Origin of the sequence: Sphingomonas sp. DBB INV C78, from assembly GCF_042693015.1 — a bacterium.
Lineage (GTDB): Bacteria > Pseudomonadota > Alphaproteobacteria > Sphingomonadales > Sphingomonadaceae > Sphingomonas_E.
Window position 1 is genome coordinate 3,413,527 of the sequence record NZ_CP170544.1, and the last position, 19,553, is coordinate 3,433,079.

Below are 19,553 nucleotides of genomic sequence, written 5' to 3' on the forward strand. Positions count from 1 at the left end.
ATGTTATTTCCTGCCACCCCATGGACAGGGAGCCGCATCGTGGTGAAGATCCTGACTCCGCCCGCTCTGTTGTTCGCGCTGCTGCTGAGCGGCTGCGGCGGCGCTCCCACGAAGGAAGCGAACGCGGACAACGCCGCCGCGCCTGCCGCGACCAGCTTTGCCTGGCCGGCATCGCTGCGGCCGATCGGCGATGGCTATCCGGTAGCGGGGAATAACTGCCGCCGGGTGGGTGAGTCCGCCGCAACGTCCAATTATCTGGATGATTCCGCGGTACTGGTCGGCTGTCCGGGCACGCCGGATGGAGCGGAGGCGCAGGCGCTGATCTCCTCCAAGGGCGGCCGCGTGGTTGGCGAGGTCGACGGCGTGACCTTGATCTCCGTGCCGATGGGCGACGCCAACCAGGGCATGCCGGCGGCGGGAGCGGCGCAGGTGGACGAGAGCGTCGACGCCAAGGTGAAGGGCACCAACTTCAACGCCACCGGCGATGTCGCCTGTTCGGGCCTGCCGGACGGGCAGGCGGCGGGCCGTTGCCAGGCGGGCGTGGTGCGCAAAACCGACGGCAGCGCCGACCTGACCGTCACCTGGCCCGACAAGCGCACGCGGACTTTGTTCTTCGACGCCAAGACCAATGTCAGCGGGGCGGACACCAGCCAGGCCGACGGATCGGCCAAATATGCGGTGAAGGGCATCCGCAAGGCGCCCGACCTGATCATCGTCACGATCGGGCCCGAACGCTATGAGATACCGGACGCGCTGATCGTCGGAGGCTGAGCCATGGCCGATCCCATCCGCGGCGGCTTCCATCATGTCGACCTCAATGTCAGCGATGTTGCCGCGGCGAAGGCTGTTTACGGGCCGGTGCTGGAATTCCTCGGTTACAAGCTGGTCAAGGATGATGCCGGCGGCTGCGAGTGGGACCTGCCCGGCGAAGGCCGCGGCGCTTCGCTCGGCCTGTTGCAGTGCGATCCGGCGCTGAAGGATCATGTTCACAAGCGCTACGCCCCCGGCCTGCATCATCTTTCCTGGCGGGCGGAGAGCCGGGCGGATGTGGACCGACTGCACGAACTGCTGGTCGAGCGGGGCATCACGGTGCTCGATCCGCCGGCGCATTATCCGCAATATTCGGGCGATTATTATGCCGTCTTCTTCGAAGACCCCGACGGCATGAAATTGGAGCTGGTCCACGCGCCGGGCTGGATCTGATCGCTCCCATCAGAACAGGCTGAGCTGCGGGCCTTCCGCCCCGCTCAGCGACCAGCGGCCGAGTATGTCGTGCCGCGTTTCGCCGACATGGCTGTGGATCAGGACCAAGTCCTCCACCAACCAGCGATAGCCGGGCACCAGCCGATTGCAACTGAGCCCGCCGCGATAGGACAAGGTGATGTGCGGATCGTGGGCGTAGCCTTCACGCAGCTTGCACCCCTTGCGACGCATGCCGGATTCGATCTGGCGGAACAGATCGCCCATCGGCCGGCTGCGGCGGCTGAGCCGAAGCGCCATATAACCCGGCCTGGCCATGATCCGATCGAACTGACAGATGAAGGGGTCCGCCGCGATCCCCTGCCCCACCGCCAGCAATGCCGCCGCCACTTCCGGCCGGGGGCTGGGGAAATCATCGGTTATCCCGATCGTCGAATGCACGCGATCCGCGCGCTGGTGCTGCGCGCCGGGATCGAGCCGAACGGCTTCCTGCACCATCTGCCGCGCCATCTGATCGGGCGGCAGAAAGGCGAAGAAATAGCGATGGAGATCGGCAGCCACGGAAACTTCTCCGAATCGGACGGATGTTCCCATTATGTTCTCAATCGCGACCTCTGTCGAATCTCCCCGCGCTACCGCGCCTTGCCCGCGGCCTCCAGTTCCGCGGCGCTCGCCACTTGGACGACACCGGCATTGCCGAGGATGATGACCCAGCGACTCTTGTCCTCGCAGGTCGCGGCCCAGGCCGGCTGGCCGTTGACGTCGGGGATCGCGGTGGCTTCCGTCACCTGCTGGCATGGCCGGCCGGCATCATGGATCGCGCGGTAGAAGACGGCGTTGCGTTCGGTATCCGTCATCGCCCGCAGCCGCTCGGCATAATCGCCCGCGGGCACGGTGATGTTGGCGGACGCCGTTCCGCCTTCCGACGCGGGCTTTCCGCAGGCAGCGAGCGGCAGGGCCAGGATGGTGGCGGCGATTAGCGGCCTGATCATTCTCCACACTCCTTTGATGTGGCGCGAGGCGGCAAGGCTGAGCCCCGCGGCATCGGCACAACGGACATCCCGCCCATCGGTTGCGCCGCCGATCTGATCCGGATGAGACGCCCCCACCACCGAAGTTGAGGAAGTTGAGGCTTCCACGCGCTTTTGCCCGGATCGCGCCGGCGAAGCGGCTGAATGGCGACCGTGAGGCGACAGCGATGCGGCGGTAACGCGACACCTGCGCGACAGTGATGCGACATTGAGGCCCCGGACGCGCGACAGGCCTGCGTCGGCGGCGCGCCATCGCTGCGCCGCCGACGCATCAGCGGCGCGCCGGCGGGGCGACGGGCGCCAGCGAATCACGCGCGAAGGGATCGGCCAGTTGGCGCGCATGATGAGCGAGCGCCTGATCCCAGGCGCGGACGAAAGGCGTGCCGGCAAGGCGTTGGCGCAGGCGATGCGCGCTCGACCGCGACATGCCCGCAGCCATCGCCGCGCGCGTGACCGATCCGCATTCGAGCAACGCGACGAGAAAGATGCGCTGCTTGGCCGGCGTCCACTGCGCACGATCCGGCGGTGCGGGCGGCGTTGGTTGGGTGACGTTCGGAGTGATGGGCTCCGGGGCGATGGGGTGGGGATGCGTGCTCATCGCCAAGGATGGAGCAGGCGGAATCCAAATAGGACAGCGGGAACAGGCGATGTTGGATGGATTGAGCCGCTGGTGTTGCGTGCGGGCATCCATCAGACGCCTGCCAGCCGCCGATTAGCCGCCCATCAGCCGAGCGTGACGAAGATCTCCGCCTCGATCACCCACTGCCCGCCTTGCTCGCGCCATTTGGCGGAGTAGAGGCCCGATGCGGCGGGTGGGCCGCCGGCCTGCTCGCTGCCCTGCCACTCGCCCTGTTCGAGCGCGATCGGCTCCACGGGCGAGACGGTGATGGTGCCGGGCGTGCGGACATAGACGAGGCGGGAACCGGAACCCGCTTTGGGTGCGGCGAACTCGCGCTGCCACACCTTCAACTGCGCGTTGCGCCCGGCGATGACGGCGCTGTCCGTGCCCGTGACCATCACGCAATCGCGGGCGAGGATCGGGCCGATGACGGCGGTGTCGCCCTCCGCAATGGCGCGGTTGAAGGCGGCGCGGCGGGCGCGGATGGCGATTTCGGCGGTGGCGGTCATGAACGGGGCTTAGCCGTTTGGGGGTGAATTGTCAGTCGGGCGCAATGCGCATGCGGAACCAATCGGCAAGATCGGCTTCAGCCATATCGCCGGCAGCGAATGCCAACATGGTGCGGGTGGCATCGGCCGCGGCGAAGCGCAGCGTCAGGCCATTGAGCGTGAGAAACAGACGGGCAAGCACCCAGCCGGTGCGCTTATTGCCGTCCGCGAAGGGATGGTTGCGCACGATGCCAAAGGCATAGGCTGCGGCGAGCCGGCAGCGATCGTCCTCGCCATAGGTCCATTGGTTCATCGGGCGGGCGAGCGCGGATTCCAGCATCCCGGAATCGCGCAGGCCCGAAGGGCCGCCATGTTCGGCAAGCTGCCGGTCGTGGACGGCCAGGGCGACTTGCACCTCGATCCAGACGGGTTCGGCGCGTGCCGCGTCGGTCACGCAGTCACGCTACTTGGCGAGCGCGCGCAATATGTCGCGATCGTCGCGCATGATCTGCTCGGCAAGCGCCATCTTCCGTTCGAACCCTGGATCGGTGGCAGTGATGCGCACCCCGTCCGGCGCCTCGGTAAGATACAGCGTGTCCCCCGGCCCCACACGCAGGCGGGCGAGCAACTCCTTCGGCAAGATGACGCCGGCGCTATTACCAATGCGGGTGATTTTGAGCGTGGCATTCATACGCATATTATAACAGATGTGCGTACTACCCGCAATTTTCGGGCGCTCCCGACGAATCTTCTATCAGGAGCCGCGCAGAAGGAACGCCATCGGCCGGAAACGCAGGATCTACGCTGGCTAGCCGGCGGGCGCGCTTGGCGCGGACGATCGGCGGCACCGACAGCAGGATCGCCGCCACCAGCCCGCCGATCGCTAGCAGCCCGAGCGGCGTCGTCCGCGTCTCCGCCTCCATCAGGAACTTGTCGCCTATGCGCAGTGTGGCGCGGGTGACCTGCGGTGCGGCGAGCGGGTGCGGTTCGGTAGGCATGACGGCGCGCGGCCTCCGGGGCGGATGGACGGGTGGCGGATAGTATCAAGCCGAGAGGTAGCGGCAAGGAATGCGTGGGTGATCAGTTTCGGCGGATCGGGAGGCTCGAGCTATCGGATAGCATTGCGGCGGATCATGCGAGCATCATTTGCTCGGGCTCCTACCAATAAACTCGCGGAGTCACTTGATAGATCATTATGTTTTGCCCGAAAAACATTGATTATTCATAATTATTTTATGCACCATATCAATTGGCCAGCCATAGCCAAGCACAAAGCTACTCTCTGATATAGACAAGGCTCTCCCGCTATATATTCCAATTAGACTCTCATCGTAATATTCCTGAATTACCCCATTATCCTTATTTTCTGCGGCAAATGCACTAATTCTCCGTATAATCGGCCCTCCAGACATCCCTCCCGCGCTGTTCACATCAATAAGAAATGCCCCTCGCGGAGAAATCTCAAAGCAAGGCTCGCTCGCGATGGCCCCTCTCTTCCACAGAGGTGTTCGCATCCCTTCATATGTCATCAAAGGATATCCTAGGACAAATACGTCCGCGCCGATCATGGATTGGATAGGTTTTTCCGTTCTTGGTCGAAAACCCCATTCAAATTTATTTAGACCCTTGCTCGTGAATGTTCCATCCTTGTTAATCTCTATGGGGAGTTTTCCTACAGCAACATCCACCGGAAAGCCGAATGGCTCAGGTGGAGACTTGAGTATGTCTTGGCCATCTTCCTTTAATTCCAATACAATACCTTCTGAGCCAACTGTCAGCGCCTCGCCTTCTTGCCGGAAAGATGGAACGAAGAATCGCAACGCCTTTGGTATCAATCCCTGTGGGTTTAGCTCACGGGTGAAAAAATTCCTGCCAGATACAACATGCCAAGCAGTTACTAGGTATACAGATCCATCGATACGATACACAAAACCTGTGCCGTAAAACGATCACCATTAAGATCCAAAATTTCTAAAGGGGTGGTCGCCAGGCTTGATGCATGTAATGGCGTTTCGGGGAATGCGCGAGAACTCCACTCACGACTTCCACCTGAACCACCGTACGCTATATCGCTCATGTATTATCCCCACCATTCAACAAACGGATAGATTTCGTAACATTTTTCTTAAATTTTCCTCTCGTTTTAGACACCGCATCATACCCACCTCACTTCCCCCGCTTCGCCACCACCTTGATCTCCACCAGCCCGCCTTCGGGGGCGAGGCGATCGACGTCGATGGCGGTCCAGGCGGGGTATGGGGCGTGGACATAGCGGGCCTTTACCGCGCGTAAGGATTCCATCTGGGCGGGAAGATCGGTGTGGTAGGTGGTCATGTCGACCACATCATCCCAGCTCGATCCGGCGCGCTTCAGGATTTCGCCGATGGCGCGGAAGGCGCGATCGAAGGCGACGGACGGGTCGGTCTCGCCGGGGCGGAGGCCCGCGACCACGCCGGAGAGATAGACGGCGTCGCCATGGATCACGGCTTCCGCGAAGCCATAGTCCTCATGCACCGCCCGCCTGTCGGCAGCTTCGGGCATGAGGACGTTGGCGGGATCGCGCTTCGCCGCGGCGGGCGTGGCGGCGGTGGCGATCGTGACGGCGGCGATGGCTATTCCGGCGGCGACGTTGAAGGGTTTCATGCGGCCTCCCCTGCCCGGCCTGCGATCGGCCGGATTGAGGGAGCATAGGATCGGGGCCGATGACTGTCACCCCGGCCCTTCGACGCCGCCTGCGGCGTCGCTCAGCATAAACTTCGCCTACGGCGAAGGCCGGGGTCCGCCGGGCGGCAAATCCATAGGCCAGAAGCTTGAACCTGGGCGCCCGCGGCCTCGGTGGACCCCGGAACAAGTCCGGGGTGACGACTTTATGGGCAATTCGCTCGCATCAAACTGGTTGTTGATCGATCGTGACGGCGAATGGGACGAGGCCCCTCCACCATGCTTTGCCGACGGCTCGCACAGCCGCGAAGCCGGCTCCCCGCGCGAGCTCGGGGAGGATTTTTGGGGGATCACGCGCGGGTGAAGTCCATCACCCAGTTGGTTTCCCAGCTCTTGCCGCCATCATCCGACAGGGCCTGTTCCCAGCGGGGCGTATCACCGTCGGTGCCGAGCCACAGGAAACGGATGCGGACGGGGCGGCCATCAAGCAGATCGTCGGCGTAGAAGCTGCCCTCTCCATTCTCGAACCGGCCGATCACCGGCACGTCGAGCGCGTGGGGGCTGCGGCTGTCGAGCCACCAGATCGCCCAGGTGCCACTCGCCGGATCGAAGGACCGGAGCGCGACCGCGCGGTAGGAGCCGTCGGGCAGGTGGAGCAGATTATCCTCGACATTGCCATTGCCGCCGAGGATCGGGCGCTGCTCGCTGGTGCCGTCAAACTCCTCCCAGTCGGTGCAGCCGGTGAGGCGGGCCTTGAGGCGGCGGTGCCGCACGGTCCAGCGGCCCTGCTGGAAATCGAAATCGGGGCAATGCGGCATTGGCGCTTCTCCTGCGGGGACGGTGCAGCCTAGCACGATCCCCACAGGATGGAACATATATGGAACGTATCAGTCGTGCTCGCGGTCGCCCTGGCCCATGTAGAGCTCGCGGCCGCTCTCGTTGTAGAGCTGCGACATCGCGGCCATGCCGGCTTCGGCTTCCTCGGCGGCGATGAAGGTTTCGGCGGACGCGTTCTGCTTGGCGGCGAAATCGCGCACTTCCTGCGTGATCTTCATCGAGCAGAACTTCGGCCCGCACATCGAGCAGAAATGCGCGGTCTTGGCGCCTTCCGCGGGCAAGGTCTGATCGTGATATTGCTCGGCCGTGTCGGGATCGAGCGACAGGTTGAACTGGTCGCGCCAGCGGAATTCGAAGCGGGCGCGGCTGAGCGCATCGTCGCGGAGCTTGGCGGCGGGGTGGCCCTTGGCGAGATCGGCCGCGTGGGCGGCGAGCTTGTAGGTGACGACGCCGACCTTCACGTCGTCGCGATCGGGAAGGCCCAGATGCTCCTTGGGCGTGACGTAGCAGAGCATCGCCGTGCCGTACCAGCCGATCATCGCGGCGCCGATGCCGCTGGTGATATGGTCATAGCCCGGCGCGATATCGGTGGTAAGCGGCCCCAATGTGTAGAAGGGCGCCTCCCCGCAGGCTTCGAGTTGCTTGTCCATATTCTCCTTGATCTTGTGCATCGGCACATGGCCGGGGCCCTCGATCATCACCTGCACATCCTGGTCCCAGGCTCGCTTGGTGAGTTCGCCCAGCGTGTAGAGCTCGGCAAACTGGGCTTCGTCATTGGCGTCGGCGATCGATCCGGGGCGGAGGCCGTCGCCGAGGCTGTAGGCCACGTCATAGGCCTTCATGATCTCGGTGATCTCGTCGAAATGCTCGTACAGGAAGCTTTCGCGGTGATGGGCGAGGCACCATTTCGCCATGATCGATCCGCCGCGGCTGACGATCCCGGTGACGCGCTTGGCGGTGAGCGGGATGTAGGGCAGGCGGACGCCGGCGTGGATGGTGAAATAATCGACGCCCTGTTCGGCCTGCTCGATCAGCGTGTCGCGGAAGATTTCCCACGTCAGATCCTCGGCCACGCCGCCGACCTTTTCCAGCGCCTGATAGATCGGCACGGTGCCGATCGGCACGGGCGAGTTGCGGAGAATCCATTCGCGGGTGTCGTGGATGTTGCGGCCGGTGGAGAGGTCCATCACCGTGTCCGCGCCCCAGCGGATCGACCAGACCATCTTGTCGACTTCGGACGCGACGTCGGAGGCGACCGCCGAGTTGCCGATATTGGCGTTGATCTTGACGAGGAAGTTGCGGCCGATCGCCATCGGCTCGGATTCGGGGTGGTTGATGTTGTTGGGGATGATCGCGCGGCCGCGGGCGACCTCGTCGCGGACGAATTCGGGCGTCACATAATCGGGGATGGAGGCGCCGAAATCCTGCCCGTCGCGGATCAGCTTCTCACGGAGCATCTCGCGGCCGAGATTTTCCCGCACTGCAACATATTCCATCTCGGGAGTGATGATTCCGCGGCGGGCATAATGCATCTGCGAGACGTTCATGCCGGCTTTTGCACGCAAGGGGCGGGCGCGGACATTGGGGAAGGGCTGGACGCCGGCCGAGCGATCGGGCCCCTTCAGGCCGTTATCTTCCGGCTTCACGGCGCGGGCATCATATTCCTCGACATCGCCGCGGTTGCGAATCCAGTCGCGGCGAAGCTCGGGCAGGCCGGCCATGATGTCGATGCGGGCGGCGGGATCGCTGTAGGGTCCGGACGTGTCATAGACGCGCAAGGACGGTTCACCCGAGCTTGGCTCCAGGTCGATCTCCCGCATGGCAACGCCCAGCGGGCCGATATGGACCTTGCGGCTGCCGCGGATCGGGCCGGTCGTGACCTTCATTTCGGTGCGGACGGGGATATCGGCCATATCTCTACTCTCCAATATGGAAGGAGAGCGGGCGGCCCACTCCCTCCCTACGCCGGTGTCAGCCGGATCAGGTTCAGCGGGTCATGGCTTCAGCCAAGTCTCAACCGCTTGAGCGCGGTCCCCCGGGGATGAGGCCTTGTAGGCGGTTGAGCGCGGCGGGTCCACCGCCAATCACGCGCGGGGAAGACGTCGGTTGCATTTTTTGCAATTACTGCGGTTTATTTCGCACTTGCAGCATTACGTTCGCAGATGCACAAAGAGCGGGCCTTTCAGGCATCCTCTCCTAAAACTTTCAAGGGTCGGCCCTCCGGGACCGGCCCCTTTTTTTGGCCTGCGGTCAGAACAGATATTTCATCCTCACCGGCTGGCGCATCTCGGCCCCCGTCACCGCGAAGCGGACGCTGGCGAAGCTGGGCGCGCCGAAGCCGATCTTGGGATTGCGCGAGAAACCGAAACCTTCGCGGGGAATGCCCAAGCGGGTGTCGAGCTTGCCGTTGCCATTTTCGTCATGGACCAGCGACAGCGCATATTGGCCCGCGGCGAGATCGGCGAAATGAGCGGCGCTGGCCTTGTTCGCGGCGATCGTCAGCGTCCGCGCGGCGGGATCGCCCGAACAATCGGGGAAATGGTTCGGATCCTTCGTCAGGCAGACGAGGATGTTGCCCTTGGCCGAGCGCAGCCCCTCGATCCCGACGTCAAGCCGCGTCGTCGTGGCCGGCGCGCCCGCCCCCAGCAGCAGCGCCGAAGCTGCCAAGCCCGCGATCCGTGCCGCAGAGCCGATCCCAGAAGCGAAAATAGAGACCATAATTGCACCTGTAATCAGCGTGATGGCGTTGGTGATGGCTAGCGGTGATCAGCCAGCGCCCGGCCCGACCGTCGACCAGATAGCGCGGAAACATCTCCCAGCCCATATGGTTGGTGACGCCCATCACCGTCATCACGGTGAGCACCATGCCCAAAGCGGCGACATGAATGGGGATGAGGAAGACCAAAGCGGGGATGACGACCGCACCGGTCAGCGCCTCCCACGGGTGGAAAGCCATCGCCGCCCAGGCCGTCGGCGGGCGGCTGGCGTGGTGGACAGCATGCGCGGCGCGGAACAGGGCCGGACGATGCATCCAGCGATGCGTCCAGTAAAACCAAGTGTCGTGCGCGAAGAGATAGGCGAGCACCGAAACGGGCAGCCACCAGAGCGGATAATCCGCCACATCAGCATAGATGCGTGTCCAGCCATGCTGGTCCCACCCCCAGGCGACAATGCCTGCCGGCACGCCATAAATGGCGGCCGAAGCCAGCGACCAGAAGATCTCCCGCCGGATCTGCGCCCCCTGCCCCGCATAAAGGCCGGGATGGCGACGGCCCGTGCCCCAGGCGAAGGCCCCGCTGACGATGAGATAGCGGACCGCGACGATCAAAGTCATCGCGAGCGCGGAAAGGATGAGGGCCGTCAGCACGACGTCCTTCTAGGCCGCGGGGCCGGAAACGGAAATGTCCGAAGAGAGGGTCAGGCGCGGGCAGATCGGCTGATTACCCGCATGCGCACCTGAACCCGATCGCCAAGCCGGATGCCGGCCGCCTTCCTGACCGCATCCTTGAGCGGCAGGAGGTAGCCGCCGTCCCTGGGGAACAATGACGTGCGGAAATCCACGCCGTCCACGCTAGCCTCGACCGGCACCACGCCCCAGCCATAGCTGGCGATGCGGGCGGCGTAGCGCACCTCGCCGACCTGAGCTTCCCGCACCGCGACGAAATGGAAGGGGGATGGCCCCCGCCAGTGGATCACGTCGCCTGCGAAGGCGATGTCGGCCAGAGGTTCATCGTCGGCGATCATGGGTACGGGTTAGCGGGGTTTGGCGTAGGTGGCGATGTTGAGGCTCCCAACCTTCCGCTATCGGCGCAGGATCTTCTCCATCGGCCGGCCCTTCGCGAGTTCGTCGATCAGCTTGTCGAGATAGCGGATTTCGCGCATCGTCGCTTCCTCGACCTGTTCGACGCGCACGCCGCAGACCGTGCCGGTAATCAGCGACCGCGCGGGGTTCATGCTGGGCGCCTGCGCGAAGAAATCCTCAAAATTCGTGCCTTTGGCCAGTTGCTCGTCGAACGTCGCCTGGCTGTGGCCGGTCAGCCAGCGGATGATCTCGTCGACCTCGGCCCTGGTGCGCCCCTTCTTCTCCGCCTTGGCGACATAATGGGGATAAACGCTCGCGACGCTGACCGAATAGATGCGATGCGTCATGCGATCTCCTGCACTGCCTTTGCCTCGGCGGCCCGCGCCTTCGTCGCGGGGCAGGCGCCCGTCGCCCGCTGATACACAGCGAACGCGCGGTAGCGGGAATCGGCCTCGCCATCGCCGCTTAGCCCCTCGCCCGGCGGTTGGGCAGACGTGGCGCCGGGGGGGGGTAATGCCTCGATCGATATTTTCGAGGGCGGCTGATCGATGCGAGGCGGGCGGCTTTACGCAGCACCGTCGTCGCCACGCCGTGACGAAGCGACGACGGTGCCCGCATCCAGACTTCAGGCGCCGCCGGTGGCGCCGAACTGCAACGTATCCATCACCTTCTCGAGATTGAAGCTGCCGGCCTTCTGGGCGGGCGGGAAGTCCTTCAGCGTCGCGAGAAACTCGCCGATGATGTCCTGGCAGGGGACGAGGATGAAGGCCCGGTCCAGATACCAGTCCCAATAGGAATTCGAGGTGATGTCGGCGAATTCGTAAGGGTCGGTTCGCAGGTTGAAGAGCTTGGGAATGCGGCCGGTGGTGAAAGGCCGCCCCCAGATCTCCAGCGTACCCTGGCACTTCTGCTCCATGAACACGACCTTCCAATTGTCCATGCGCAGGCCGGCGACCTCGCCCTCATCGGTGAAGTAGATGAAGCCCTTGCGCGGGCTCTTCTCGCCCTTGGTCAGGTGGCCGACGAGGCTGTGGCCGTCGAGGTAGGACTTGAATTTCTTGCCGTTGAGCGTGGTGCCCTTCTTCAGATCCTCCTTGATGTTCTTCGCGCCCGCCATTTCGGCGAAGGTCGGCAGCCAATCGAGGTGCGACACGATGTCGTTCGAAATCTCACCGGCGGGAATCTTGCCCGGCCAGCGCACCAGCGCGGGCACGCGATAGGCGCCTTCCCAGCTGGTATTCTTTTCCGAGCGGAACGGCGTCGTGCCGGCATCGGGCCAGCTGTTGCAATGCGGGCCGTTGTCGGTCGAATACATGACGAAGGTGTTGTCGGCGATGCCGAGTTCATCGACGAGATCGAGCAGGACGCCGATCGCCTTGTCATGATCGATCATCACGTCATGATATTCGCTCTGCCAGCGCCCGGCCTGCCCCCTGCTTTCCGGCTTCACATGGGTGCGGAAGTGCATGTGGGTGGTGTTGAACCAGACGAAGAAAGGAACGCCCGCCTTCACCTGGGCGCGGATGAAGGCGACGGCCTTCACGGTCACCTCGTCGTCGATCGTCTCCATCCGTTTCCTGGTCAGCGGGCCGGTGTCCTCGATTTTCTGGCCGCCCTTGCCGTCCGACTTGCAGTGGAGCACGCCGCGCGGGCCGAAGCGCTTCTTGAAATTGGGGAATTCCTTGGGATCGGGATAATCGGGATTTTCCGGCTCCTCCTCGGCATTCAGGTGGTAGAGATTGCCGAAGAACTCGTCGAAACCGTGCATGGTCGGCAATTGCTCGTCCCGGTCGCCGAGATGATTCTTGCCGAACTGGCCGGTCGCATAGCCCTGCGCCTTGAGCACGGTGGCAATGGTCGGGATCGAATCCTTCATGCCTTCCTTCGCGCCCGGCATGCCGACTTTGGTGAGGCCGGTGCGAAGCCCGTTCTGGCCGGTGATGAAGCTGGCGCGGCCGGCGGTGCAGCTCTGCTCGGCATAATAATCGGTGAAGGTGATGCCTTCATGGGCAACGCGATCGATGTTGGGCGTGCGATAGCCCATCATCCCCTTGGTGAAACAGCTGAGGTTCGATTGACCGATATCGTCACCCCACATGACGAGAATATTGGGCTGCGTCTTTGCCATCGAAAGCTCTCCTCACTTGACCCCGTCGCGCGCCGATTTAGGCGTCTGGCGGGTGGGTGAGGTATCCGGATTTACCCTGGCATTTTCCCAGGATTTGCCTGGGCGAGGCCTTTCCGCGGCGGGCCGATTGGCCCGTGGAAGCGGGCGCAGTGGCAGAAGCCGCACCCTGTTGAAGCGTGTCGCTCAATTCACGCTGGTATCGCCACGTTCGGTATATTCGATGCGGATGCGTACCCAGGCGCCGATCAGCGCGCGGCCGCCGATGCGGGGCGGGCGCACGCGGAACTGCCAGGCGGCCTGGCGTACCGCGCCGGCAAGGCCCGAGCCTTCGGGATATTGGCCGATCTCGCGGCAATCATCGACGCGGTTATCCGGGATCGTGCGGCAGGCTATCATGCCCCAGCCGACCCTCCTGCCGTTGGACGGCATATAAGCGGAAAGCTCCGCATGAGTGGGCTTGCGATACCAGTCGGCATCGAAAAGCTGTTCGCCGATGCCGCCGCCGCCCTTGGACGACCCGCCCGAGCCGGCGCCGGTTGCGGACGCGACCTCGGTATCCTGCCCTTGATCCTGCTGTTGCGAGCGCATCTTGCCGATGTCCGACTTGGCATAATCGTCGCTGGTGAGCGGCACCACTTGCGACCAGACGCTCGACGGCGGCGCCACCGGCGCGGGCTTGGCGGTGACGGGCGATTTCGTGGCCTGCTTCGCTGCGGTGCGGGGGCGCTTGGCGGCCTTGCTCGCTTTCTTTTCGGGCGTCGCCTGCTTGTCGGGCAGCAGGCTGACGCTGATCGGCCCAGAAGGCGAGGAGCGCGACGTGGGCGGCGGCGGGGCGAGCCGTAGCAGCAGCAGCATCAAGAGCGCATGCAGCAAAAGGACGACGAGCAAGGTCGCCGCGCGGCGCCACAGCGGCACGCCGCGCTGATCCGGCAGAAACAGGAAAGAGGTCCGGAGCATTCGCGCGGTGACTACAGCGCCGGCGAACCGCCCGCAACGGGCCGTCGACAGCCCGTTGCGGACGCAGCGAAATGGCCAATTCGTCACGCCATTTACATACTGTTGCAATGCAGCAACAAAACTTCACATAGTTGCAGGGAGTCGCCGGACTCACTTGTGCGTCGCAGCACGAGGGATAAGGGTGACGGCGGTCGTTACGAACCAGCCCCCCGCAAGGAGAGAGGCCGGGCGTAAGGACCGCAGGAGGACGATCGCAACAACCTCATTGGGGGATATTATGCGTACGTCCATTATCGGCCTTTCGGCCACGTTGTTCGCCGCTTGCATGGCCACACCGGCCCTGGCGCAAGAGGAGCCCGCCAAGCCCATCACCGTTTCGGGCAATGCCACGGTGGTGAGCGACTATCGCTTCCGCGGCATTTCGCAGACCGACAAGCGTTTCGCGCTGCAGGGCGGCATTACCGTGACGCATGAATCGGGCCTCTATGCCTCGGTCTGGGGTTCCTCGATCGACGATTATGTCGCCGCCGGCGGCGACCAGGAACTCGATCTGATTGCCGGCTATTCGACCACGGTCGGCGCCGCGACGATCGATGTCGGCGTGCTCTATTATTACTATCCGGGATCGGGCGGCGCGAACACCGACTTCTTCGAGCCTTATGCCTCGGTGAAGGGCACGTTCGGCCCGGCGACCGCCAAGGTCTCGGCCGCTTATGCGCCCAAGGCGAATGCGCTCAGCATCGGCAACGGCAAGGAGGACAATCTCTACACCGCGCTCGACCTGTCGGGCGGCATCGGCGATTCCGGCTTCGGCCTGTCGGCGCATCTCGGCCACAGCTTCGGCCCGAGCTACCTCACGATCGGCGACGAATATACCGACTGGAGCCTGGGCGCGACCTACACCACCGGCCCGGTGACGTTCGGCCTGAGCTATGTCGACACCGACAAGTCGCTCTATTCGCCGAGCGGCCGCAACATCTCGAAGGCGGGCGTCGTCTTCTCGGTGGGCGCAGCCTTCTGATCCGCAGCGGGGCCGCGTCGAACCGCGCGGCCCCGCGATTTACCTTTGGTTCACCAAATGCGCGCAAGGTTAGCGCATGCAGAGCCGCTCCTCCATGCCCCTGATCCGCCGCGCCGGCATCGCGCTGGCCGGGCTCGTCTGCGGGATGCTTTGCGCGGCGATGGCGGCATCGCTTTCCGCAACTGCAAGTCCTCCCAGCGAAACGCTTGTGCATTTAGCAATTTAGGCCCGTCCCGGCCGGGATTGCCAAACCCGCAACGGCCCCTATTCTCCCCCGCCAGCGGGAAGGGGCGGCACGGACGCAAGAGAACGCCGGTCGTATCTTCACGCCCCAACAGGGGAAGGAGATCGGATGCCTATCGTCTATCTGGCAATTGCCTGTGGCGTCATCGCCATATTGTACGGTTTGCTTACCAGTCGACAGGTGCTCGCGGCGTCCGCGGGCAACGAGAAGATGCAGGACATCGCCGCCGCCATTCAGGAAGGCGCGCAGGCCTATCTCGGCCGGCAGTATCGCACGATCGCCATCGTCGGCGTGATCGTGGCAGGGCTGGTCGCCTATTTTCTCGGCCATGTTTCGGCGATCGGCTTCGTGATCGGCGCGCTGCTTTCGGGCATCACCGGCTATATCGGCATGAACATCTCGGTGCGCGCCAATGTCCGCACCGCGGAGGCCGCGCGTGGCAGCCTGCAAGGGGGCCTCACCATCGCCTTCCGCGCCGGCGCCGTCACGGGCATGCTGGTGGCGGGCCTCGGCCTGCTCGCGATCGCGATCTTCTACTGGTATCTCACCGGGCCGGGCGGCATGTCGCTCGACATTCCCGAACAGAAGCGCGTGGTGGTCGATGCGCTGGTGGCGCTGGCCTTCGGCGCGTCGCTGATCTCGATCTTCGCGCGTCTCGGCGGCGGCATCTTCACCAAGGCGGCCGACGTCGGCGCGGACCTTGTCGGCAAAGTGGAAGCGGGCATCCCCGAGGATGACCCCCGCAACCCGGCCGTGATTGCCGACAACGTAGGCGACAATGTCGGCGACTGCGCGGGCATGGCGGCCGACCTGTTCGAAACCTATGTCGTGACGCTGGGCGTGACGATGGTTTCGATCGCCCTTCTCATCACTGCTCCGCTTGCCGAAATCAGCGCACTGATGGCGCTGCCGCTGGCGATCGGCGGGGTGTGCATCATCACCTCGATCATCGGCACCTATATGGTCCGCCTGGGCAAGAGCCAGTCGATCATGGGCGCGCTCTACAAGGGCTTCCTGACATCGGCGATCCTGGCGGTTCCGGCCTTCTGGTTCGTGACCGACTGGGCGCTGGGCAGCTTCGGCGGCCTGGGGGCGACCTTCTCCATCACCGATTTCGCCGGTAACCCGATCACCTTCAACGGCATGGACCTGTTCTGGTGCATGATCGCCGGCCTGGTCGTCACCGGCGTGATCGTGTGGATCACCGAATATTATACGGGCACCAACTACCGCCCGGTCCGCTCGATCGCCAAGGCTTCGGAGACGGGGCATGGCACCAACGTGATCCAGGGCCTGGCGATCAGCCTGGAGGCGACGGCGCTGCCGACGCTGGTAATCGTGGTGGCGGCGGTGTTCGCCTATCAGGTTGCCGGCATCGTCGGCCTGGCCTTTGCGGCGACCGCGATGCTGGCGCTGGCCGGTATGGTCGTGGCGCTCGACGCTTATGGCCCGGTGACGGACAATGCCGGCGGCATCGCCGAGATGGCGGGCCTGGACGACAGCGTCCGCGTCAAGACCGACGCACTCGACGCGGTGGGCAACACCACCAAGGCGGTGACCAAGGGCTATGCGATCGGATCGGCGGGCCTGGCAGCCCTCGTGCTGTTCGGCGCCTACACCACCGACCTTGGCATCTTCTTCCCCGAACTCAGCGTCAATTTCTCGCTGAGCAATCCTTATGTGATCGTCGGCCTGCTGCTCGGCGCGCTTCTGCCCTACATCTTCGGCGCTTTCGGCATGACCGCCGTGGGCCGCGCCGCGGGTGCGGTGGTGGAGGAAGTCCGCACGCAGTTCCGCGACAATCCGGGGATCATGGCAGGCACCAGCCGGCCGAACTATGCCCGCACCGTCGATCTCGTCACCAAGGCGGCGATCAAGGAGATGATCATCCCGTCGCTGCTGCCGGTTCTGGCGCCGATCGTGGTCTATTACGCGATCACCGCGGTTGCGGGCCAGGCCAACGGCTTTGCGGCCCTGGGCGCATTGCTGCTGGGCGTGATCGTGTCCGGCCTGTTCGTCGCCATTTCGATGACGTCGGGCGGCGGCGCCTGGGACAATGCCAAGAAATATATCGAGGACGGCAATCATGGCGGCAAGGGCAGCGATGCCCACAAGGCCGCGGTGACCGGCGATACGGTGGGCGATCCCTACAAGGATACGGCCGGCCCGGCGGTCAATCCGATGATCAAGATCACCAACATCGTGGCGCTGTTGCTGCTCGCGGCCCTCGCCCACGCCGGCTGATCCAGGTCAAATACTCGCACCCCGCCCGGAGAAATCCGGGCGGGGTTTTCTTTTGTCTGTGACGCCAGTCCCGTTTTGGGATCGAAAAAGGTGCGGATTCATCATCTTCCGACGCTTGATCTTGCCGCGACTATCGTGGCAGGTCCGAATGGTTGATGGCCCGTTCACTATCCGACGCGGGTTGTTGCAAGCCGTCGGCGTTCTCGGGCGGCATCCAATGAGGGATAGAATTTATGCGTAAGTTTTTGCTTGCCCTTGCGGCAGCCACCGCCTTTGCTGCGCCTGCGAGTGCCGCGATCGTTTTCGAAGACAATTTCGAAGGTGAAGCCGGCGGCGCGACCGTTCTGAACTATAACGGCTTCGCGAACTGGGACGTCATCGACGGCACCGTCGATCTGCTCAACACGCCGAACCAGTTCGGCCTGACCTGCGCAGGCGGCTCCGGCTCGTGCGTCGACCTTGACGGTTCGACCGGCGATCCGGGCGTGCTGATCACGAAGGGCATCTTCGACATCAAGTCCTACGAGAAGTTCACGCTGACGCTGGATCTGGGCGGCAGCCAGCGCACCGGCCCCGACGGCGTGGTGATCGGCTTCCTGTTCACCGATCCGGACGGCGTGCTGGCGGAAAGCGATCCGCTGATCCTGGAAGCGTCCGATCCGTTCAGCAACGTCTTCACCAGCACGAGCTTCGGTTTCGACGGTTCGTTCAAGCTGTTCATCCGCGCCGATCCGGGCACGCCAGGTTCGGACAATATCGGCGCGCTGCTCGATAACGTCTCGCTCGACATCGCGCCGGTGCCGGAACCCGCCACCTGGGCGATGATGATCACCGGCTTCGGCATGGTCGGCGGCGCGATGCGCACCCGCCGCCGTGAGACGCTGGCGACCGCCTGACACGCGATCTTCGCGGAAGCAAAGACCCCGCCCGGAGCGATCCGGGCGGGGTTTTCTTTAATTGATGGACGGGGTTGCGGGCTTAGCTGCCCGGCGCGGGGATGACCCGACGTCCGGAAATAAAGGTTCCCGTCCAAAACCGGACTGTCAGGAGTCGACGGCATAGCGGAGGTCGTGACGATACGAACTCCCCTCGTCACCCCGGACTTGTTCCGGGGTCCACCGTGCGGCACTCATTGATGTCGATGATCGAGCGACAGCCTTGCGTCTAGATTCTCGCCAGCGCCTTTAACAGAACGCTGTATGTCGGCGTAACCTCCGATCTCCTTCGCCGTGTCGCCCAGCATCGTGAAGGCATGTTTGACGGCTTCACCAAGCGATATGGCATCAAATGCCTGGTCTATTGGGAGGCGGCAGGCACGATGGAGGCTGCGATCCTGCGCGAGAAGCAGATCAAGCGCTGGCGGCGGGACTGGAAACGGAACCTGATCGAACGGGACAATCCCTCATGGAATGATCTGGCTGTAGCGTTCGGGTTGGAACCTCTGGCCGCGTCGCCCGCGTGACGGTGGACCCCGGAACAAGTCCGGGGTGACGAAGAGCGGATATCCCCTCCCCCGACCTTTCCGTCGTTCAGCGTTGCCGGATGGCTGCCTGAAACCTGCCAGTCATCGTGCCCTGCGACGGCGTCGCACTTCACCAACCTCGCGGTCGAGGCCGCTCCGCATGTTCACCGATCGAGCAGGTTGATCCGTTCGTGGACCAGCGCCTCGATCTCGGGGCGCGGCAGGCCGGCGGGCAGGATTTCCGAGAAGCGGAAGGTGATGGTGCCGGCATGGCGGACGAAGCGGCGGCGCGGATAGAGCCGGCCGCTATCGAGCGCGATCGCCACCACCGGCAGGTTGAGCGATTTGTAGAGCCCGGCGAAGCCCGCGCGGAGCGGCGGCTGTTCGCCGGGCGGAACGCGCGTACCTTCCGGAAAGATCAGGATCGGGCGTTGTTCGTTGATTGCCGCGCGGCCCGCCTTGAGCATGGTGCGCAAGGCAGAGGACGAGCCTTCGCGATCGACAGGGATGACGCCATACATCCGCGCCACGCGCCCCCAGCCGGGCATGTCCGCCAGCTCGCGCTTGAGCACCACGGCCGGCTCATTGAGCAGGCGGAGCAGTTCCAGCGTCTCGTACATCGACTGGTGCTTGGCGGCGAACAGCACGGTGCCGGTGGGCATCACGCCTTCCACCTTCGTGCGGATGCCAAGCAGGTTGCGCGCGCACCAGCCGTGAAAGCGCGCCCAGCCGACGGCGTGACTGCGCAGGGCGCGCGGGCCGCGAACCAGGGCGACGGGGAAGGCCCACAACACGGCGACCACCGTGCCGGGATAGAAGATCGAAGCGAACAGCAGCGAGCGGAGCAGATCCATCACCC

24 protein-coding genes and 1 riboswitch are annotated in these 19,553 nt (G+C 64.1%); of the genes, 6 read left to right on the forward strand and 18 right to left on the reverse strand.

Translation table 11 applies throughout. The features are described 5' to 3' along the window. Positions 1 to 39 precede the first annotated feature (39 nt). Both ACFB49_RS15930 and ACFB49_RS15935 read left to right on the forward strand, forming a co-directional pair. Positions 40 to 771 (forward strand): hypothetical protein, encoded by a 732-nt coding sequence (locus ACFB49_RS15930; RefSeq protein WP_380872238.1) that lies wholly within the window; start codon positions 40 to 42, stop codon positions 769 to 771. Between the two features lie 3 nt (positions 772 to 774). After that, positions 775 to 1,203, forward strand: coding sequence for a VOC family protein (locus ACFB49_RS15935; protein ID WP_380872239.1), 429 nt, complete (start codon positions 775 to 777; stop codon positions 1,201 to 1,203). 9 nt (positions 1,204 to 1,212) lie between these two features. On the opposite strand, the gene ACFB49_RS15940 is transcribed toward ACFB49_RS15935, so the two are convergent. The 17 genes from ACFB49_RS15940 to ACFB49_RS16020 form a co-directional block, all read right to left on the reverse strand. After that, positions 1,213 to 1,761: a 2'-5' RNA ligase family protein gene (locus tag ACFB49_RS15940; protein ID WP_380872240.1), complete on the reverse strand. Its 549-nt coding sequence runs from the start codon at positions 1,759 to 1,761 to the stop codon at positions 1,213 to 1,215. 71 nt (positions 1,762 to 1,832) lie between these two features. Beyond that, positions 1,833 to 2,192 (reverse strand): hypothetical protein, encoded by a 360-nt coding sequence (locus ACFB49_RS15945; protein ID WP_380872241.1) that lies wholly within the window; start codon positions 2,190 to 2,192, stop codon positions 1,833 to 1,835. Between the two features lie 310 nt (positions 2,193 to 2,502). Then, a complete protein-coding gene (locus tag ACFB49_RS15950) occupies positions 2,503 to 2,829 on the reverse strand; it encodes a LysR family transcriptional regulator (RefSeq protein ID WP_380872242.1) in 327 nt (108 codons plus the stop codon). A 125-nt stretch (positions 2,830 to 2,954) separates the two neighbouring features. Beyond that, positions 2,955 to 3,359 (reverse strand): nuclear transport factor 2 family protein, encoded by a 405-nt coding sequence (locus ACFB49_RS15955; protein WP_380872243.1) that lies wholly within the window; start codon positions 3,357 to 3,359, stop codon positions 2,955 to 2,957. 31 nt (positions 3,360 to 3,390) lie between these two features. After that, entirely contained in the window at positions 3,391 to 3,792 is a 402-nt protein-coding gene (locus ACFB49_RS15960; RefSeq protein WP_380872244.1) for a type II toxin-antitoxin system death-on-curing family toxin, read from the reverse strand. A gap of 9 nt (positions 3,793 to 3,801) precedes the next feature. Beyond that, complete coding sequence (locus tag ACFB49_RS15965; protein WP_380872245.1) at positions 3,802 to 4,029, reverse strand: AbrB/MazE/SpoVT family DNA-binding domain-containing protein; 228 nt, start codon at positions 4,027 to 4,029, stop codon at positions 3,802 to 3,804. A gap of 25 nt (positions 4,030 to 4,054) precedes the next feature. Beyond that, on the reverse strand, positions 4,055 to 4,336 hold the full coding sequence (locus ACFB49_RS15970; protein ID WP_380872246.1) for a hypothetical protein: 282 nt from the start codon (positions 4,334 to 4,336) through the stop codon (positions 4,055 to 4,057). A gap of 195 nt (positions 4,337 to 4,531) precedes the next feature. After that, positions 4,532 to 5,266: a hypothetical protein gene (locus ACFB49_RS15975; RefSeq protein ID WP_380872248.1), complete on the reverse strand. Its 735-nt coding sequence runs from the start codon at positions 5,264 to 5,266 to the stop codon at positions 4,532 to 4,534. A 238-nt stretch (positions 5,267 to 5,504) separates the two neighbouring features. After that, on the reverse strand, positions 5,505 to 5,981 hold the full coding sequence (locus tag ACFB49_RS15980) for a RidA family protein (protein ID WP_380872249.1): 477 nt from the start codon (positions 5,979 to 5,981) through the stop codon (positions 5,505 to 5,507). A 368-nt stretch (positions 5,982 to 6,349) separates the two neighbouring features. Further along, complete coding sequence (locus tag ACFB49_RS15985; RefSeq protein ID WP_380872250.1) at positions 6,350 to 6,817, reverse strand: DUF1579 domain-containing protein; 468 nt, start codon at positions 6,815 to 6,817, stop codon at positions 6,350 to 6,352. Positions 6,818 to 6,886: 69 nt separating this feature from the next. Further along, positions 6,887 to 8,749 (reverse strand): phosphomethylpyrimidine synthase ThiC, encoded by a 1,863-nt coding sequence (gene thiC, locus ACFB49_RS15990; RefSeq protein WP_380872251.1) that lies wholly within the window; start codon positions 8,747 to 8,749, stop codon positions 6,887 to 6,889. Positions 8,750 to 8,776: 27 nt separating this feature from the next. Then, a riboswitch (TPP riboswitch) is annotated at positions 8,777 to 8,884 on the reverse strand. Between the two features lie 202 nt (positions 8,885 to 9,086). Then, a complete protein-coding gene (locus ACFB49_RS15995) occupies positions 9,087 to 9,554 on the reverse strand; it encodes a DUF2141 domain-containing protein (RefSeq protein ID WP_380872253.1) in 468 nt (155 codons plus the stop codon). After that, complete coding sequence (locus tag ACFB49_RS16000) at positions 9,445 to 10,170, reverse strand: sterol desaturase family protein (RefSeq protein ID WP_380879996.1); 726 nt, start codon at positions 10,168 to 10,170, stop codon at positions 9,445 to 9,447. The genes ACFB49_RS15995 and ACFB49_RS16000 overlap by 110 nt, the downstream gene beginning before the upstream one ends. A gap of 83 nt (positions 10,171 to 10,253) precedes the next feature. Further along, a complete protein-coding gene (locus tag ACFB49_RS16005) occupies positions 10,254 to 10,580 on the reverse strand; it encodes a DUF1905 domain-containing protein (protein WP_380872254.1) in 327 nt (108 codons plus the stop codon). Positions 10,581 to 10,637: 57 nt separating this feature from the next. Then, the gene (locus ACFB49_RS16010; protein WP_380872255.1) at positions 10,638 to 10,985 is read right to left on the reverse strand and encodes a DUF2200 domain-containing protein; all 348 of its coding nucleotides are present in this window, start codon (positions 10,983 to 10,985) and stop codon (positions 10,638 to 10,640) included. A 278-nt stretch (positions 10,986 to 11,263) separates the two neighbouring features. Then, positions 11,264 to 12,766: an arylsulfatase gene (locus ACFB49_RS16015; protein ID WP_380872256.1), complete on the reverse strand. Its 1,503-nt coding sequence runs from the start codon at positions 12,764 to 12,766 to the stop codon at positions 11,264 to 11,266. 183 nt (positions 12,767 to 12,949) lie between these two features. Beyond that, positions 12,950 to 13,723, reverse strand: a complete 774-nt coding sequence (locus ACFB49_RS16020; protein WP_380872257.1) for a hypothetical protein — start codon at positions 13,721 to 13,723, stop codon at positions 12,950 to 12,952. Between the two features lie 277 nt (positions 13,724 to 14,000). Here ACFB49_RS16020 and ACFB49_RS16025 point away from each other — a divergent pair, with 277 nt between their 5' ends. The 4 genes from ACFB49_RS16025 (at position 14,001) to ACFB49_RS16040 (ending at position 18,694) form a co-directional block, all read left to right on the forward strand. After that, positions 14,001 to 14,744: a TorF family putative porin gene (locus ACFB49_RS16025; RefSeq protein WP_380872258.1), complete on the forward strand. Its 744-nt coding sequence runs from the start codon at positions 14,001 to 14,003 to the stop codon at positions 14,742 to 14,744. Between the two features lie 352 nt (positions 14,745 to 15,096). After that, positions 15,097 to 17,232: a sodium-translocating pyrophosphatase gene (locus tag ACFB49_RS16030; protein ID WP_380872259.1), complete on the forward strand. Its 2,136-nt coding sequence runs from the start codon at positions 15,097 to 15,099 to the stop codon at positions 17,230 to 17,232. Positions 17,233 to 17,465: 233 nt separating this feature from the next. Further along, positions 17,466 to 18,128: a PEPxxWA-CTERM sorting domain-containing protein gene (locus ACFB49_RS16035; protein ID WP_380872260.1), complete on the forward strand. Its 663-nt coding sequence runs from the start codon at positions 17,466 to 17,468 to the stop codon at positions 18,126 to 18,128. Positions 18,129 to 18,400: 272 nt separating this feature from the next. Further along, positions 18,401 to 18,694, forward strand: coding sequence for a GIY-YIG nuclease family protein (locus tag ACFB49_RS16040; RefSeq protein ID WP_380879998.1), 294 nt, complete (start codon positions 18,401 to 18,403; stop codon positions 18,692 to 18,694). 164 nt (positions 18,695 to 18,858) lie between these two features. On the opposite strand, the gene ACFB49_RS16045 is transcribed toward ACFB49_RS16040, so the two are convergent. Continuing rightward, complete coding sequence (locus ACFB49_RS16045) at positions 18,859 to 19,548, reverse strand: lysophospholipid acyltransferase family protein (RefSeq protein ID WP_380872261.1); 690 nt, start codon at positions 19,546 to 19,548, stop codon at positions 18,859 to 18,861. Positions 19,549 to 19,553: the final 5 nt, after the last annotated feature.

Bases quoted from the DNA above. Each gene is read 5' to 3' on its own strand.
- ACFB49_RS16035 (WP_380872260.1), top strand. From the start codon at position 17,466: ATGCGTAAGTTTTTGCTTGCCCTTGCGGCAGCCACCGCCTTTGCTGCG.
- ACFB49_RS15985 (WP_380872250.1), bottom strand. From the start codon at position 6,817: ATGCCGCATTGCCCCGATTTCGATTTCCAGCAGGGCCGCTGGACCGTG.
- ACFB49_RS15980 (WP_380872249.1), bottom strand. From the start codon at position 5,981: ATGAAACCCTTCAACGTCGCCGCCGGAATAGCCATCGCCGCCGTCACG.
- ACFB49_RS16015 (WP_380872256.1), bottom strand. From the start codon at position 12,766: ATGGCAAAGACGCAGCCCAATATTCTCGTCATGTGGGGTGACGATATC.
- ACFB49_RS16005 (WP_380872254.1), bottom strand. From the start codon at position 10,580: ATGATCGCCGACGATGAACCTCTGGCCGACATCGCCTTCGCAGGCGAC.
- ACFB49_RS15935 (WP_380872239.1), top strand. From the start codon at position 775: ATGGCCGATCCCATCCGCGGCGGCTTCCATCATGTCGACCTCAATGTC.
- ACFB49_RS16030 (WP_380872259.1), top strand. From the start codon at position 15,097: ATGCCTATCGTCTATCTGGCAATTGCCTGTGGCGTCATCGCCATATTG.
- ACFB49_RS15970 (WP_380872246.1), bottom strand. From the start codon at position 4,336: ATGCCTACCGAACCGCACCCGCTCGCCGCACCGCAGGTCACCCGCGCC.
- ACFB49_RS15965 (WP_380872245.1), bottom strand. From the start codon at position 4,029: ATGAATGCCACGCTCAAAATCACCCGCATTGGTAATAGCGCCGGCGTC.
- ACFB49_RS16010 (WP_380872255.1), bottom strand. From the start codon at position 10,985: ATGACGCATCGCATCTATTCGGTCAGCGTCGCGAGCGTTTATCCCCAT.
- ACFB49_RS16020 (WP_380872257.1), bottom strand. From the start codon at position 13,723: ATGCTCCGGACCTCTTTCCTGTTTCTGCCGGATCAGCGCGGCGTGCCG.
- ACFB49_RS16025 (WP_380872258.1), top strand. From the start codon at position 14,001: ATGCGTACGTCCATTATCGGCCTTTCGGCCACGTTGTTCGCCGCTTGC.
- thiC (WP_380872251.1), bottom strand. From the start codon at position 8,749: ATGGCCGATATCCCCGTCCGCACCGAAATGAAGGTCACGACCGGCCCG.
- ACFB49_RS16000 (WP_380879996.1), bottom strand. From the start codon at position 10,170: ATGACTTTGATCGTCGCGGTCCGCTATCTCATCGTCAGCGGGGCCTTC.
- ACFB49_RS15955 (WP_380872243.1), bottom strand. From the start codon at position 3,359: ATGACCGCCACCGCCGAAATCGCCATCCGCGCCCGCCGCGCCGCCTTC.
- ACFB49_RS15995 (WP_380872253.1), bottom strand. From the start codon at position 9,554: ATGGTCTCTATTTTCGCTTCTGGGATCGGCTCTGCGGCACGGATCGCG.
- ACFB49_RS16045 (WP_380872261.1), bottom strand. From the start codon at position 19,548: ATGGATCTGCTCCGCTCGCTGCTGTTCGCTTCGATCTTCTATCCCGGC.
- ACFB49_RS15945 (WP_380872241.1), bottom strand. From the start codon at position 2,192: ATGATCAGGCCGCTAATCGCCGCCACCATCCTGGCCCTGCCGCTCGCT.
- ACFB49_RS15950 (WP_380872242.1), bottom strand. From the start codon at position 2,829: ATGAGCACGCATCCCCACCCCATCGCCCCGGAGCCCATCACTCCGAAC.